This window comes from Neobacillus sp. D3-1R (assembly GCF_052180215.1).
GTDB lineage: Bacteria > Bacillota > Bacilli > Bacillales > Cytobacillaceae > Pseudoneobacillus.
The window spans coordinates 231,783-246,408 of the sequence record NZ_CP197471.1; the positions used below are offsets into that span (position 1 = coordinate 231,783).

Annotated in this window: 17 protein-coding genes; 11 read left to right on the plus strand and 6 right to left on the minus strand. The window is 36.4% G+C overall.

The window, feature by feature from the left end:
* Positions 1–58: 58 nt before the first annotated feature.
* Positions 59–1,714 (minus strand): glycosyltransferase, encoded by a 1,656-nt coding sequence (locus tag ACSBPO_RS01090; RefSeq protein ID WP_442597931.1) that lies wholly within the window; start codon positions 1,712–1,714, stop codon positions 59–61.
* Positions 1,715–1,891: 177 nt separating this feature from the next.
* On the opposite strand from ACSBPO_RS01090, the gene ACSBPO_RS01095 reads away from it, so the two are divergent.
* Positions 1,892–3,079: a glycosyltransferase gene (locus ACSBPO_RS01095; protein WP_442597933.1), complete on the plus strand. Its 1,188-nt coding sequence runs from the start codon at positions 1,892–1,894 to the stop codon at positions 3,077–3,079.
* Positions 3,080–3,167: 88 nt separating this feature from the next.
* On the plus strand, positions 3,168–3,485 hold the full coding sequence (locus ACSBPO_RS01100; RefSeq protein WP_442597935.1) for a hypothetical protein: 318 nt from the start codon (positions 3,168–3,170) through the stop codon (positions 3,483–3,485).
* Positions 3,486–3,564: 79 nt separating this feature from the next.
* Here the strand turns inward: ACSBPO_RS01100 and ACSBPO_RS01105 are convergent, their stop codons facing one another.
* Entirely contained in the window at positions 3,565–3,915 is a 351-nt protein-coding gene (locus ACSBPO_RS01105; RefSeq protein ID WP_442597937.1) for a hypothetical protein, read from the minus strand.
* A gap of 214 nt (positions 3,916–4,129) precedes the next feature.
* Here ACSBPO_RS01105 and ACSBPO_RS01110 point away from each other — a divergent pair, with 214 nt between their 5' ends.
* From ACSBPO_RS01110 to ACSBPO_RS01120, 3 genes are all read left to right on the plus strand, one after another.
* Positions 4,130–4,891, plus strand: a complete 762-nt coding sequence (locus tag ACSBPO_RS01110; RefSeq protein WP_442597939.1) for a threonine/serine exporter family protein — start codon at positions 4,130–4,132, stop codon at positions 4,889–4,891.
* An 11-nt stretch (positions 4,892–4,902) separates the two neighbouring features.
* On the plus strand, positions 4,903–5,361 hold the full coding sequence (locus ACSBPO_RS01115) for a threonine/serine exporter family protein (protein WP_442597941.1): 459 nt from the start codon (positions 4,903–4,905) through the stop codon (positions 5,359–5,361).
* 156 nt (positions 5,362–5,517) lie between these two features.
* Positions 5,518–7,344 (plus strand): M6 family metalloprotease domain-containing protein, encoded by a 1,827-nt coding sequence (locus tag ACSBPO_RS01120; protein ID WP_442597943.1) that lies wholly within the window; start codon positions 5,518–5,520, stop codon positions 7,342–7,344.
* Positions 7,345–7,488: 144 nt separating this feature from the next.
* Here the strand turns inward: ACSBPO_RS01120 and ACSBPO_RS01125 are convergent, their stop codons facing one another.
* A complete protein-coding gene (locus ACSBPO_RS01125; protein ID WP_442597945.1) occupies positions 7,489–8,172 on the minus strand; it encodes a hypothetical protein in 684 nt (227 codons plus the stop codon).
* Positions 8,173–8,213: 41 nt separating this feature from the next.
* Here ACSBPO_RS01125 and ACSBPO_RS01130 point away from each other — a divergent pair, with 41 nt between their 5' ends.
* Positions 8,214–8,438 (plus strand): hypothetical protein, encoded by a 225-nt coding sequence (locus ACSBPO_RS01130; RefSeq protein ID WP_442597947.1) that lies wholly within the window; start codon positions 8,214–8,216, stop codon positions 8,436–8,438.
* Positions 8,439–8,441: 3 nt separating this feature from the next.
* Here ACSBPO_RS01130 and ACSBPO_RS01135 read toward each other — a convergent pair whose 3' ends face one another.
* Positions 8,442–8,912 (minus strand): Hsp20/alpha crystallin family protein, encoded by a 471-nt coding sequence (locus ACSBPO_RS01135; protein WP_442597948.1) that lies wholly within the window; start codon positions 8,910–8,912, stop codon positions 8,442–8,444.
* Between the two features lie 69 nt (positions 8,913–8,981).
* Between ACSBPO_RS01135 and ACSBPO_RS01140 the strand changes: the two genes are divergently transcribed.
* A complete protein-coding gene (locus tag ACSBPO_RS01140) occupies positions 8,982–9,236 on the plus strand; it encodes a hypothetical protein (protein ID WP_442597950.1) in 255 nt (84 codons plus the stop codon).
* Positions 9,237–9,254: 18 nt separating this feature from the next.
* On the plus strand, positions 9,255–9,491 hold the full coding sequence (locus ACSBPO_RS01145) for a hypothetical protein (protein ID WP_442597952.1): 237 nt from the start codon (positions 9,255–9,257) through the stop codon (positions 9,489–9,491).
* Between the two features lie 35 nt (positions 9,492–9,526).
* Here ACSBPO_RS01145 and ACSBPO_RS01150 read toward each other — a convergent pair whose 3' ends face one another.
* Together ACSBPO_RS01150 and ACSBPO_RS01155 are read right to left on the minus strand one after the other, a co-directional pair.
* Positions 9,527–11,020, minus strand: coding sequence for an HD domain-containing phosphohydrolase (locus tag ACSBPO_RS01150; RefSeq protein ID WP_442597954.1), 1,494 nt, complete (start codon positions 11,018–11,020; stop codon positions 9,527–9,529).
* Between the two features lie 193 nt (positions 11,021–11,213).
* Positions 11,214–12,185, minus strand: coding sequence for an EAL domain-containing protein (locus tag ACSBPO_RS01155; protein WP_442597956.1), 972 nt, complete (start codon positions 12,183–12,185; stop codon positions 11,214–11,216).
* A 185-nt stretch (positions 12,186–12,370) separates the two neighbouring features.
* Here ACSBPO_RS01155 and ACSBPO_RS01160 point away from each other — a divergent pair, with 185 nt between their 5' ends.
* The 3 genes from ACSBPO_RS01160 to ACSBPO_RS01170 all read left to right on the plus strand — a co-directional run bounded on the left by ACSBPO_RS01160 (position 12,371) and on the right by ACSBPO_RS01170 (position 14,469).
* Positions 12,371–13,600, plus strand: a complete 1,230-nt coding sequence (locus ACSBPO_RS01160) for an aminopeptidase (RefSeq protein WP_442597958.1) — start codon at positions 12,371–12,373, stop codon at positions 13,598–13,600.
* Positions 13,601–13,664: 64 nt separating this feature from the next.
* Complete coding sequence (locus tag ACSBPO_RS01165) at positions 13,665–13,988, plus strand: YciI family protein (protein WP_442597960.1); 324 nt, start codon at positions 13,665–13,667, stop codon at positions 13,986–13,988.
* A gap of 1 nt (position 13,989) precedes the next feature.
* Positions 13,990–14,469, plus strand: coding sequence for a hypothetical protein (locus ACSBPO_RS01170; RefSeq protein ID WP_442597962.1), 480 nt, complete (start codon positions 13,990–13,992; stop codon positions 14,467–14,469).
* Positions 14,470–14,626 lie beyond the last annotated feature (157 nt).

A 14,626-nucleotide genomic window follows, 5' to 3' on the forward strand; every position in this document is an offset into this window, starting at 1 on the left:
GCATCTTTTATTTATTTAAACTGTCTTTCTTAAGAGGCAGCAATATAAGCCACCCCGGTTAATCTTTTTTATGATGACAAACCAGTTCATACAAGTACTTTTCAAGTTGATTGGCAATTTTTGAAGCAGAAAAATTCAACGCCGTTTCTCTTCCCTTTTTGGAGAATTCTTCTCTAGCCATTTCGTCATTTAACAGTTGAATAATCCCTTTAGCTAATCCCTCAATATCCCCTGGTTCTGCTAAGATCGCATTGATTCCATTTTTAGCGTAAACGTCATTTCCGCCACATGATGTTGATACCACGGGTAATCCTGAGGCCATGGCTTCTAACGGAGGCATACCAAATCCTTCATACCATGAGGTGAATAAAAAAATGTCGGAGGAACGGTAGCATTTTGCCAGATCCTCTTGTGTTGGCATCTCAACATACTCAATAGGAAAAGGAAAGGGAATATGTTCAAGTGAAGGTTTTACTTGGCATACCCATTTTACCTTGAATGAATATCCAGAGCGCCAAACACGAATTAAGGTTTGAATGGCGACATCGAAGCCTTTGAACATAAGGTTTGGATTCCCAACAAGCAAAATTAAATTTTCATTCGGACGTTGGCCAGGGTGGTAAAAATCGGTGTCTATTCCATTAGGGATAACAGGGGCTTTTCTTCCATAGCGGGCTTCAAGAATTTTTGAAATGATGGGTGAGACACTTGTAATAGCGACTGGCTGTTGGTAAAAGTGTTTTAAATATAAACGGATACTTGCATCTAAGCTATCCCCAAAAAGATATTCATTTCCTTGCTCCCAATAAACAATAGGAATACTTGCACTGGATAACTCCTGTATTTGATCTAGCCATCCAGCAACCCCAACATCACAATCGCTTAAGTAGGAGAGAAATGATTGGTCAGTAGGAACGATAATTTCCTTATCTACTTGAAGATTGATCCAAGCTGGTAAAGCACTATCTTCGTTGTTGCCTCTATAAAAGGCGTATATTTTATGTCCCTTTTTGCGTAAATGTTTCATTTGTTCAAGGAGCATTTTTAATCCGCCGGTTAAATTTTTATGTGGTAAAAAATATCCAATGGTAAGTTTCTTCTGTTCCATTTTTTTATCTTCAAACGAGATATTATCGTTATCGATGGGGAATTCCTTTTTCTTTTCCGAAGATGGTACAATGACAAAAATTTGGGCTCCATTTTTTAAAATACGTATTAATCTATAATGAAAATCAAATTCTGCAAAATCAAGCTGGGTCCATCTACTTTTATGTTCTTCGTATTTATTGGCTAAATAGTCCCCTTGATTTGCGGGATAAAGAGGAGTGGAAATAATCAGGGCTTTTTTAGTATGCTTGAGTATTTTTTTTATGACTTTTTGCCCCTCTTCTTTCTCGAAGTGTTCAAGTACATCAATTAATAAGACTACATCATAAAGAGGCAACTTTTCGATACAATTAGAAACCGAATCATAATAAACGTGATCATAGACATAATCATGGATTGGATTTTCATACCCCTTATATGCTTCAATTCCATCAATTCGAATTGTCCAATCATCTTTATAGTACCGCTGGTAGGGAAGCTCAAACCTCTCCCGCAATAAAACCCCATATTTACCAAAACCAATTCCAATATCCAATATAGAAATTGGTTTATATTTCTCCACTTCATCTAAAATGTCCGCTATGCTTTCTGTCCAGCTTGTTGGCATTGGTCTCTCCTTTAAAAAATAATTTTTTAATTTCATTCTCTGTATAGTATTCAATGTTTTTATGTGTGATAAAGCTGAAGCCTATTTTAGGAAAGCCTGTTTTTACCTTCTGCCCATAGAATTTGTAAGATTTCTTAATATACTAAATTAGCAATAAAAAGAAGGGTGGATGTGTCTTTGGGAACAACTAGGTTATCGTTATGTATGATTGTAAAGGATGAAGAGGATTGCATAGCACGCTGCCTTGATAGTGTGAAGGATATAGTGGATGAAATTCTAATTGTTGATACAGGTTCAACGGATAGAACATTGGAGATATGTAAGTCATTTGGAGCAAAAATAGAAAAGTTTAAGTGGAATGGCAGTTTTGCGGATGCTAGAAATTATGGGATTCAAAAAGCCACGGGGGATTGGATTATTTGGCTGGATGCTGATGAAGAATTAGATATAGCTGCCCAAAATGGATTCTTCGAAGGATCTCATTTCGAAGATTATGATATTATAAATCTTCACTTAATTAATTATTACGGAGATCAAGTGGATGTAAATAACACGACAGATATTGCCCATACCAGACTGTTTCGTAATAACGGTATTCAGTTTGTAAATAAAATGCATGAATGCTTGGACCTTAAAAATGTATCAAATGCACGTATTGGTCATCTGGATGTAAAAGTTCATCATTATGGATATCTTAATTCCATTACAAAAAAGAAAGGAAAATCAGATAGAAATTTAAAGATGCTTAAGAGGCAAATAAAAGACGGAGAAAATGTTTATTGGGCTCATTATTTTATTGGGTTGGAATATTACAATATGAATAAATATCAAGAAGCATTAGAACATGTCAATTTATCTATACTAGCTTTTCTTAGAGAAAAAGTGCTTCCTCCATCTATGGTGTATAAATTAAAGTATTCTATATTAATAGCAACGGGGCACTTTGAAATGGCTTTGGAAGGAATTAAAAAGGCGATTTTATTATATCCGGATTATGTGGATTTGAGATTTTTCAGAGGAGTGATTTTATATCATCTTGAAGATTATGAATCCTCCATAAAAAGTTTCAAAGAATGTCTAGAATTAGGGGAGGACAACAGGAATTATTTAATTCTAAGGGGAGTAGGTTCCTTTCAGGCTTGGTACTATATTAGTCTTTGTCAAAACGATCTCCAACAAAAGGAAGAAGCTATTGTTTCCGTTATGAAATGTTTATTGATAGCTCCTCTTTATAAAGAAGCCCTAAAGCTTCTTACAATATATATGAACGACAAGGGAATTTCCGTAGACGAATGTCTTGATAAACATTTTAATGAAGAAAACCTTAAAGTTTTGAAAGATATTATTGAAAAAATAGGGCGATAAGAATGCTACTTTATAGGGTGTTTGTCTAAGCTATATCCTTACTTTTGAATATGTTATTTATATAAATTCAAAAGGAGCTGAATATTGAATGTCTTTTCCTAATATTCCAAACGTCACCCCTTCGATATCAATCAATAGGGTTGATGTGATTAATCTGTTATTGGCTTCCATTGCTTTTGAAGAACTTGGTTTGGCACATATCATCAATGCTGAAGCCGAAAAAATCCAGGCAGTAATTGGTACATTGGGCACAAATGTACCAGTTGCAACAACCGTGGGTGAATTATTGGATATAAATGAGGCAGTGAATAATACTCTTAAAACAGTAATTAAGAAAGAGATGTTATTACAATTTAAGTTAGAGGATGTATTAAATATTCCACCGACAACACCTCCAACTCCGTAAAAATCATCATAAATCAGTATGAAACAGGACATTACTTTTAGTAGTTAAGTAATGTCCTGTTTATTATTTTATTTTTATATTATCTTTTTCCTTCAAGGTGTTTTTTGCCACCACGACCATGACAATCGAAGCCAGGAATTTCTAAAACGTTTTCTAATTTAAATTGTAGAAGCATTTCTTTTTTTATAATATCTTGAAGTGTTTTTCTAACTGATTTATTTATATCAGTTAAATCATCAATAGAACAGGTGTTAAAATTTACACCGCCTTCAAGTGTACCTAATACAGCCTGGATTTTTTCAGCTTCAGCATTAATTAAATGTGCTAACCCTAATTCTTCAAATGCGATGGAGGCAAGTAGTAAATTAATGACGTCCTCGCGATCAATATTTATATTCCCTGTAATATCTGGTATAGTAGGCATTCCCATTTTTCTTTCTCCTCCTCAAGATGTTTTCAAACCTATCTTATTACAGTGCAAAAAATAGGTGCCTGTCATTACTTATGTCTCTTTTAGTAACTTTCTTATTGAAGAAGGATTTTTGGGGAAATTTTATTATTCCCTGTGAAATCATTGATTTATGAGGGGTGGTACCCTTACACTATAAAAATAAACTTGTAGCTGATTATTTGGAGAGATACAAATGAACCCTGAAACATCAGAAACCTATGAAATCATGGAAGTTTGCTTGCTAGCAGGTAAAATTATGCTCCAAAGCGGGGCGGAGACGTATCGGGTAGAAGACACCATGATGAGAATGGCTGCTGCTTTTGGTATTGAGCAATCACATAGCTATGTGACACCAACTGGTATTATTTTTTCAATAGAAGCAGAAGAGCCTACGAAAACGAAACTAATACGAATACTGGATCGGACCACTGATTTAAAAAAAGTGACGATGGTCAATAGTATTTCACGAAGAATAAGTGGCGGTCAACTAAAGGTTGGAGAAGCAAAAAGATTATTAAAAGAACTGGAATCTGAGAAACTTACATATAGAGTTTGGTTACAGGTTCTTGCTGCATCCATATCTAGTGCTTGTTTTTTAATTATGTTTAAAGGTGGATGGATCGATTTTGTCCCTGCCTTTATAACAGGGGGATTAGGCTACACCTTTTTTGTTTACTTGCATAAGGTCGTGCCCATTAAGTTTTTTGCAGAATTCCTATCTGCTACGATGATTGGTTTATTATCCTTTTTATTTGTATGGTCGGGAATCGGCATGGAAATTGATAAAATCATTATCGGTTCAGTTATGCCACTTGTACCCGGTCTATTGATAACAAATGCAGTCAGAGATTTGATGGCGGGGCATTTAGTGTCTGGTCTTTCAAAAGGGGCAGAAGCCTTTCTCACTGCCTTTGCCATTGGAGCAGGAATAGCAGTGGTTTTATCATTTTTATAAGGAGAGAACGTATGCGAGTAGCTTTCGAACAACTATTGACTAGCTTTGTTGCAACCGGTGCTTTTGGCATTCTTTTTAATATTCCTAAAAAGTCTCTTATCAAATGTGGTTTCGTGGGAATGGTCGGTTGGATGATTTACTATTTTATGACCTATGATCATATAGATGTCGTTTTTGCTACCTTTTTAGCTGCTTTTTCTATAGGGGTGATGAGCCAAATTTTTGCAAAAATTTATCTCACCCCTAGTATTATTTTTAGTGTTTCTGGAATCATTCCTTTAGTACCAGGGGGAATGGCCTATGATGCGATGCGAAACTTTGTCGAAAACGATTATAACTTAGCTATCAACCTAGCGGCAAAAGCATTTATGATATCTGGAGCAATAGCCTTTGGGCTAGTTTTTTCAGAGGTTATTAATCAAATGATTAGAAAAGCGAGAATGGTTGAACGGATAGATAGAAATAGATGAAGGACGAGTCTCTCCTACTTAGGGAGGGGCTTTTTTTATTTAGCGAAACGAAATTTGAATCAAAGGGACTATTCAATAATAGGACAATGTGCCGAATTAATAGACTGATTATTTTGATATATTTGAAATATTAAATTAGTAGAGGATGTGTTGTTCTTGTTAAAGGTTTTATCAAAAACAGGTTTAACTCTAGCATTAGCAGGAGGAATCGCTCTAACTGGCTATCAACCAAGTGAGGCTCCTGTAAAGGCAACTAGTAAATCTGACTTAAGTTTGGCTCATTATGTAGGAGCATCTCCAGAACTTGCTGCAAAGGCAAAGGAATTAGGCGTGAATATGTCTAAGGTGGACCCTGCTGAGAAGCTGGTCAAAGGCACCAAATTCCAACAGGCAGGAGATAACCATGTAAAACCTCAACCAGCGGTTGGCGACGTTCCGGTATTGGTTATCCTCGCAAAGTTTAAAGATGGTGACGAACCTAAAGGGGATGTTCCAGGTCAAGTTCCTCCTAAATACATTAATGACCTAATTTTTGGCGATACGTATAACCCATATGAACTAGATGAGTTTAAACAATATGCTGAATATAATGGTGTGAAAGCTCCAACTAATAGCACAATGCAGAATATTTATAAAGAATCTAGTTATGGAAAAGTAACACTAGTTAAAAATGAAAATACAGATTTAGCATGGGTTGAACTGCCAAAAGGTGCATCTTACTATCTTAATCAAGAAGGAGGGTACTACAACGAAAATGGTGATGCTCATATTGGAGAACTCGTCACCGATTTATTTAAGGCGGCTGACAGTGTAGTAGATTTCTCCAAATATGCAGTTGAAACTTCAGATGGTAAGGTTGTACCAAACGTATTCATCGTCCATGAAGGAACGGGAGCTGAATATAGCCGTGACCCTGCTCAAATCTGGTCTCACAAGTGGAATTCATTAAGTGCGTTATATTATGGAAAATACTATCAAACAGGTTTTACAGCACCTGATACAAACCAAGATGGTGTTGAAACGGATGAAGAATGGACTACTTGGTATGATCAATTTGTAAAAGACCATACATTTGACGGTGTTTTAGTGGATAACTACAATGTACAGCCTGAAATTGGCGGAAACGTGGCAGGTTATAACTTGGCAACTGGCGGATATGATGAAGCTTCCAAATCAGGTCCTTTCCCAGGACAAGCGGGGGTATTTGCTCATGAATTTGGACATGCCTTAGGTTTACCTGATTTCTACGACACTGCTTATACTTCTGAGGGTACTGGAAACTACTCGATGATGGCTGGTGGTTCTTGGATGCGTTATCCGAATGCAGCTGCCTACTCAGGTAACTCACCTGTTCATTTCGATCCATACTCAAAAATGTTCTTAGGATGGGCTAAACCAATTGAAGTGAAGCCTGAAGATGGAGTGAAAACTGTTACTTTAAAGCCGGTTAATGCAGCAGATGGAGATAAGGCATTTGTAAAAATGGAAGTTCCAGGCTCTAATGGAACTGAGTATTTCTTGTTTGAAAACGTTCAGCAGCAAGGTTTTAATAAAGGTTTAATTCGTCAAGGTGCTGATGCACATGGATTAGTGGCATGGCATGTGGATGAAAACGTACTAAACCTTTACAAGAGTGCTGGATTCCGTCCAAACAACGTTGAAAACTGGATGAACAAGCGCTTCCAGTACAATCAATCACAAACGGCTAGCAATGGAACTGTCGTGACACATTACGGTTTATCCGTTTTACAGGCGGATGGAAAATATGACCTTGAACATTACGTAAACCGTGGTGATGCAGGAGACTTCTTTAAGACAGGTTCTAAATTAACTCCAACTACATCTAATGTTCACACTGGATCCTACTACTTCTGGCAATCCAACAGTGCAGTACCAGCAGATTCTGGTATCAATGTAACGGATATTAAAGAAAATGCTGATGGATCGATTACGGCGAAATTCTTCTATAAATATGCTAAGTAATAATAGCGTGAAAAACCTGAGTCCTTTTAATGGTGCTCAGGTTTTTCTTTTGATAGGTAGTCATTCTTAAATACACCATTCTAATAGAATCAACACTTTAACACACTAACGTACCGGGGGTCTGACCCCCGGTACGTTAGTGTGTTAAAGGATGTCTATGCTTTCCCAATCGCTTTCTTCTGTGCTTTCTTCTTCGTTTTCTTCTGGGTCTTCTGATAGTTCGTTTAGCCCTTGGTCTTTCTGTTGGGATAATTCTTCTTTCGTATCTTTAAGTGCTTCCGCTTTTTCGCTCATTTCTTTCATGATTTCGGGTGGGACTTTTCCGTAGGTGGCTCCGATATTAAGTTGGCCACCAAGGTCTTTTATACCGAGTTGAGCAATATTGTTGTTTACTTCATAATTATCGATCGTTACATGCTCAATTTTGTATTCATTGAATATGATAGGTTGTTTGGTTGTGGTTTCTTCTTGGTCCATCTTCATTTGTTGTATATCATTTTTTAAACTAACAAGTTCATTCAGATATTCTTCCATTTGGGAAGCCAGCAAGGAATATTCCTGTTCTAGTTTAGTGTTTGGAGTTGTTTTACCTTTGGTTTCATATAATTTTTTGAAATGTTTATTGATATGGGTCTGCAGTAAAGTAAAATGGCTTTCTAATTTCAGCATTTGAGCTGAATAATGCTGCTCTCTTTTAAGAAGTTGAGTCATTTGAGTTTCAAGTGCATCTATTTTTTGAGACCTTCGCTCAAATTGTTCTAATTTATGGATGAGTTCGTTCAAAAAATCATCATTTTGACTCTGCTCGAATATTCCTTTTATAGGCATAAAACTCACGACCTTATTTTTTTTTCCAAAGGAGGAACGGTATGAATAACCCTAATCAAATCTTTATTGGAAATATAAAAATGAATATTATTGGAAGGAAATGTTCAGTTTCGTTATCTCAAACCATGCAAAAGGGAAAAAACGTTGTAAATAAAAAAACGTCTGGGTTTGGTGAAACAATCGGTGATGGTGTTGTTTTTTTAAAAACAAAAACAAATATAGAAGACTCCGATTTTATTGATTTTGATTCAATTAAAAATAATTAACGATCATTCTATGATGATGGGCTCCTCGTATTGAGGTCCTCTAGGATAGGTTAAAATTAGTAAACCCTTTTCAAACCTAGCACGTATATGTTCACGCTCTGTAGGTTCAGGGAGGGGGATTTTTCGTTGGAACTCACCATAAACACCTTCACTTTGTACTGTACTAAGGGGATTTAGGGGAAGATTCCGATATCCTTTTATCATAATGCTATGTCCGGTAATAAACAGTTGTATATCCTCTTTATCTAAACCAGGTAGCTCAACAAAAATAACCACTTCTGCATTTGTTAGAAAAATATCGGTTGTTGGAAATTCGCTAGTGGGGGACGTTCTTCCACCTTCTGGTATTGGATCCCCCATAAAATCATTCATTGTATCCTTTGGATTCATTGTATCGAAAATGTTGCCCCAAAAATTCCCGCTATTGTACTTCTGAGCCACTTCCATCCATTGTTTAAGCTTATCGTAATCCAATGCGATTTCCTCCTTATGCCACATAAAAAAAAGAAATATAAATATATATTATAAAAAGGGGGAGAACTTGTGGCAGGTACTTCTATTAATATAAATATTTATATATTGAAAATTAATTCCTTTGAAAATGCTTCTGCGGTTAATGTGGGCCAAAATTTATTAGCAGATTGGAGTAATTCAGATAAGAAAAACCAAGGATTTGGACAAAATTTTGGTGACCAAGGTGTTTTTGCCGAAACGAGAAGTTTTGTGGATGATAGAGATCAAATCGATTCTCCTTCATCCTTTGATTCATTACCTAGTAACAATATAGCAGCAAGATAAAAGGGAAAGGGTGATGAAATGGTCTTTTTTAGTCCAGTCGTAGTGAATGTCTTTGCTTTCAAAGTAAATGTCATGGATAGGCAAGCGAGTATTAGTATGGGACCTTTACAACAAGTGGACCTTTTCTTATCTAATAAACAAAATCAAGGATTCGGAGAGGCAAATGGAGACATAACATTATTTAATCTACCATTAAGTGTAGCGAATGATCAGGACGTAAGTGATTCTAATGCCATCAAAAATAGTGTTATCTAAAGATGAAAAATCCCTCAAAACGAGGGATTTTTGTCTTAAACGCTAATTTCTTTTTTTATTTCTTTTACAAATAGTTGGACAAACGTTGGATCCCATTGAGTACCGTTGCCTTCCTCTAGTATGGCTAATGCTTTTTCAATGGGCATGCCTTTTCGATAGGGACGGTCAGAGGTCATAGCATCATAGGCATCAGCAACGGCCATCATTCTTCCATATAGAGGGATGTTATCACCACTTAAGCCTTCAGGATAGCCTTTGCCATCGTATCTTTCATGATGATATTTAACTCCTGGGAGGATGGGCTTTAAGTCATACGGTAAATTCACTTGTTCTAATATTTTGGCCCCAATCACAGTATGTTGTTTAATTTGTTCAAATTCATCATCGGTCAGCTTGCCTTCCTTTAGTAATACCGAATCCCGAATTCCGATTTTTCCAATATCGTGGAGAAGTGCAGATTTACGGATTAAATCAACCTCTGAAAGAGAAAGCCCAGCTGCTTCAGCAATTTTAACCGTATAATCGGCAACACGATTGGAATGACCAGCTGTATAAGGGTCTCGAGCATCCAAGGTGGCAGCAAAGATTGTAAAAAAACGATCGAGCATAGCTTCGTTTTGCCGGTCACGCTCTTGAATCCCCATTACCATATGATTAAAACCATTGATTAAATGACTATATTCATCTGAATAGATATTTTCAATGAGAGCAAGTTGCCCCTTTTGAACTTGATTCATACTACTCAATAAAGTATCGATTGGTCTTTTAATATTCTCATAAAGTAATAAGCTGCAAAGAATGGCAATGAAGATAATGACGATCAATAAGACTGAAGCCCATGCCCAAAAATCCTCTGTAGTATGACCGGGTTGACGGTCAACTCGAACTTCTGAAGCCAAAACGAATAGCACAATAGGGATTATCGCTATAAAAATAGAGCTGATTAATAATTTCTTTTGAATGCTAGTGACATCCTTTTTGCCAAGGGTTAGTGTTTCGCCATAGGACTTCTTTGCGATACGCATAAAATGTGTCACTAAAGGTTGTATCGAGCGTTGAGAAAGGAAGAATTCTATCATTGCATGGATGATTCCTACTAAAATAGCACCTGCCCAAGCAAGGCCAATATAAGTATAAGGAAATTGAATGTATTGAAAATAGATTAATAACCAAGTTAAAACGGATGCTGTAATAGATAAACCTAATAGATGAGGTCCTAAAATCCGTTGAACGGTTAAAATAGGAAAACGATGAGCTGAACGATAAGCTTCTTTTATTAAATCGAGTGATGGATTTTCGGTTGTAAGTGTTTGTTTTATGGGGTGTATATGTTTTTTAAAAGCAATAAATTCCCCTAGAATCATCACACCAACAGATAAGAACATAACAAGGAGCAGTGAATAGATTTCTTGTTTTGACAATTCAAGGGTATGAAAAATAAAGGTGCTTCCGACTCCAAATACAGCAATCATTGAGCCAATCATATAATTGATGAGCATTCGTTTTTGAAATTTGTTTAAAATCAGCAAAAGGTTGTCTCTCCTACAAAAAGGTTAATTCCATCATAATAGGTAGAATATTGAATGTCTATTGCATTGTATATTTCTCAATATAAGAGAGAAAGGTCATTCAAGGGTTTTTATTGAAAAGGTTAAAGTGTGATGGCTTATTCTAAAGGAAGCTATTAGAAAAGGCCAGAGGGAGCATCCTCTGGCTTACTTTTTAATTAATTGGTGCAGGTTTTCCAAATAGATATCCTTGAAATAACTGATATCCAGATGCTCTTAACCATTCGAAATCGTCTTGGTCTTCAATTCCTTCTGCTAAAGGTGTGGAACCAATTTCGTTAGCGGCATGGAGTAATTTTAGGGCCATAGCTTGTTTGACTGTATCTTTAGCAACACCATCCACAAATTTCCGATCCAATTTCATAAATTGAGGCTTTAACTCGGTTAAGACATCAACGGTACTGAACCCTTCGCCAACATCATCTAACGCATATTGAAATCCTTTTTCTTTATAAAATTTCAGAATCGTTTTTAAATGATCGATATCATCAACCTTTTCGGTCTCAACCACCTCAAATACAAATCGAGAAGGATCAATTTGTAATTGATTGGCAAGCGCAACGGTTGATTTTAAACAATGCTCGGGCGAATAAATGGAAGTAGGGATAAAGTTAATAAAGGCTTTACCGTCAAAATAGGCTGCATGCTTTACTGCGTTCATCCGGCATAACTTATCTAAAGCATATAAACGATTTCGCTCTCTAGCAGCTGTAAAGACTTCGAATGGTGATTTGGATTGTCCATCAGAAGTTGAAAATCTAGATAAAATTTCATAGCCGAAAATTTCCGTATCGGTGTCTACAATTGGTTGGATGTGAACAGTAACTAATTTCTTTTGAATAATATCATCGATCCATTGGCCTTTGATTAATTTGTCAATCTCATGAAGGGGCCGCCAAGGTTCTTCGGCAATGCGAAATGAAATAGCTGACCCATCCATGTGGTCATGGCAAAAATCATAAAAATCGAGAATAATAGATTCATTTACGTAAAGGATATGATCCTTTTTAGTAAGCTGGTGTCCATTCCTTTGAAAATGACAAACGGTCAACTCTAAAAAATAGGAATCTTCTATTTGAATTTGATAAACAAGACTAGAGGTTAAGCATGCACTGCAAGTGGACATGAATCTAGCTCCTTTTTACTATTTTTTGTCATTATAAATGAAAGTAAGAGGGAAATATAGTAAAAAGGAAAAAGGTAAATGATTCAATAAAAATAGAATGCTGAGTCTATTTATTTTTAAAATAGGAAGGATTTGAAATACTAAAAGGTGAATTAAATAGGAAAGACAGATTTAAGGAGGCTAATATGAACCAGAAATATTTAGAACAGTATGCACGTTTGATTGTTAGAACAGGAGTTAATATTCAAAAAGGTCAAACGCTTGTCCTTTTTGCACCGGTTGAGGTGGCGCCTTTTGCACGGTTGATGACAGAGGTTGCTTATGAAGAAGGAGCAGGAAATGTAGTTGTTAGATGGGAAGACGATGAGCTGGCAAAAATTAAATATTTAAAAGCTCCAGAGGAAGCGTTAGAAAATGTTCCTGAATGGCAGAAAGAATTCTATTTATCTTATGCAAGAGAAGGAGCGGCATTTGTTAATATCCATGCTTCCGACCCTGAAATCATGAAGGATGTTGACCCAAATAGAATCATGAAAGCTAGCAAGGCAATCGGTACAGCGATTAGAGAATACCGTGAAAGACGAATGAATAACCAAAATCGTTGGTGTGTTGTTTCTGTACCAACAGCTGCTTGGGCAAAAAAGGTATTCCCTGATTTGTCGGAACAAGATGCAGTGGAGCGCTTATGGGAAGTCATTTTCCATACGGTAAGAGCAGACAAGGAATTTCCAGTAGCTGCTTGGCAGGAGCATTGTGAAAACTTAAAAACAAGAAGAAATTTCTTTGCAGAAAAGCAGCTTGTATCCTTACATATTCAGAACTCATTAGGAACTGATTTAGAGGTAGAACTTCCTGAAGGGCATATTTGGTTAGGTGGTTCTGAATTCTCTCCAGACGGTGTAGAGTTTGTGGCGAATATGCCAACGGAAGAATTATTTACTGTTCCGAAAAAGACTGGTGTGAATGGTAAGGTAGTAAGTTCTATGCCGTTAAATCATAATGGAAGCTTAATTGAAAACTTCTCTCTTGAATTCAAGGATGGAAAGGTTGTCCATTTCCAGGCAGAAAAAGGCTATGAAACATTAAAGAATATTATTGAAACAGATGAAGGGTCAAGCTATTTAGGGGAATTAGCTCTTGTACCTTATGACTCGCCTATCTCCAACCTGAATATTTTATTCTATAACACGTTGTATGATGAAAATGCATCATGCCATTTAGCAATTGGAAAGGCGTATCCTGTTTGTGTTAAAAATGGTGACAAGATGAATAAAGAAGAGCTTGAAGCAGCAGGTGTAAATGACTCTCTTACACATGTTGATTTTATGTTTGGAACAGAAGATCTGAACATCACAGGAAAAACAACTGATGGGGAAGAAGTAGCCATCTTTAGAGATGGTAATTTTGTCATATAAATAGGTATTAGGCAGGAGCCATTTTCTATTTGGTTTCTGCCTTTTTTAGAGAGGAGACGGTAAAGTGGAGCAATTTTTATATAAATTAAAGTTAATTCCCCAACTTTTAGACGAGGCGAAATGGACCGAAAACGATCATCAATTGGTCATGGAACATTTTCAAGCCTTACAAGGACTACTTCTGGAAAATAAGCTGATTATGGCTGGAAGAACGACAAACTTCGATCCAACTACATTTGGAATCGTCATTCTTCAGGTTGAAAATGAAGAGGAAGCTCGTAGGATCATGGAAAATGACCCAACTGTAAAAGGTGGAATAATGACAGCAGAATTATTCCCATATCGAGTAGCATTGTATAATGAAAATTTCACTATAGAGGAGAAATGAGATGGTCCAAGCACAGCAGGCAATTTCTTTTTCCCATAAACAAATGGCTAGCCAATGCTTCAATCAAGTGTGGGATTTTTTAGATAAAAAAGAACGTTCCTTTCTAGAGGAGGAGCAGATGATTCATCTAGCACATACGTCCTTTTGGCACTGGACGCAGGTGGAAGATCATACTCCTACAAACCTTTCTATTGGATATTGGCAGATTTCAAGAGTCTATGCTGTCATTGGAAATGGAGAGCAAGCACTTCTTTATGCAAACCGTTGTTTAGAGGTTAGCCTTCAATCAGAGGTGGCTCCATTTTATATTGGATATGCATATGAAGCCCAAGCAAGAGCATTTAAAGTGCTTAACCAGAAAGAAAAATCAAAAGAAGCATACGAAAAATGCCTCCAGATAGCTGAGGGAATCGCAGTAGAAGATAGTAAGAAGATGTTACTACAGGACTTAGAAGATATAAGAGAATGGTCCTTTTCTTAAAATGCGAATAAGGAATTCATAAAAAGGGGGTCATAGAGGCCCTCTTTTTGCTTAAAAAGACTTATTCAAAAATATTATTATCCTCAATTGATTAGAAAATCCAGTAAAAATTAACTACTAATTAGAAAAATTTGTTAGTATAAAGAGGATGATGTCT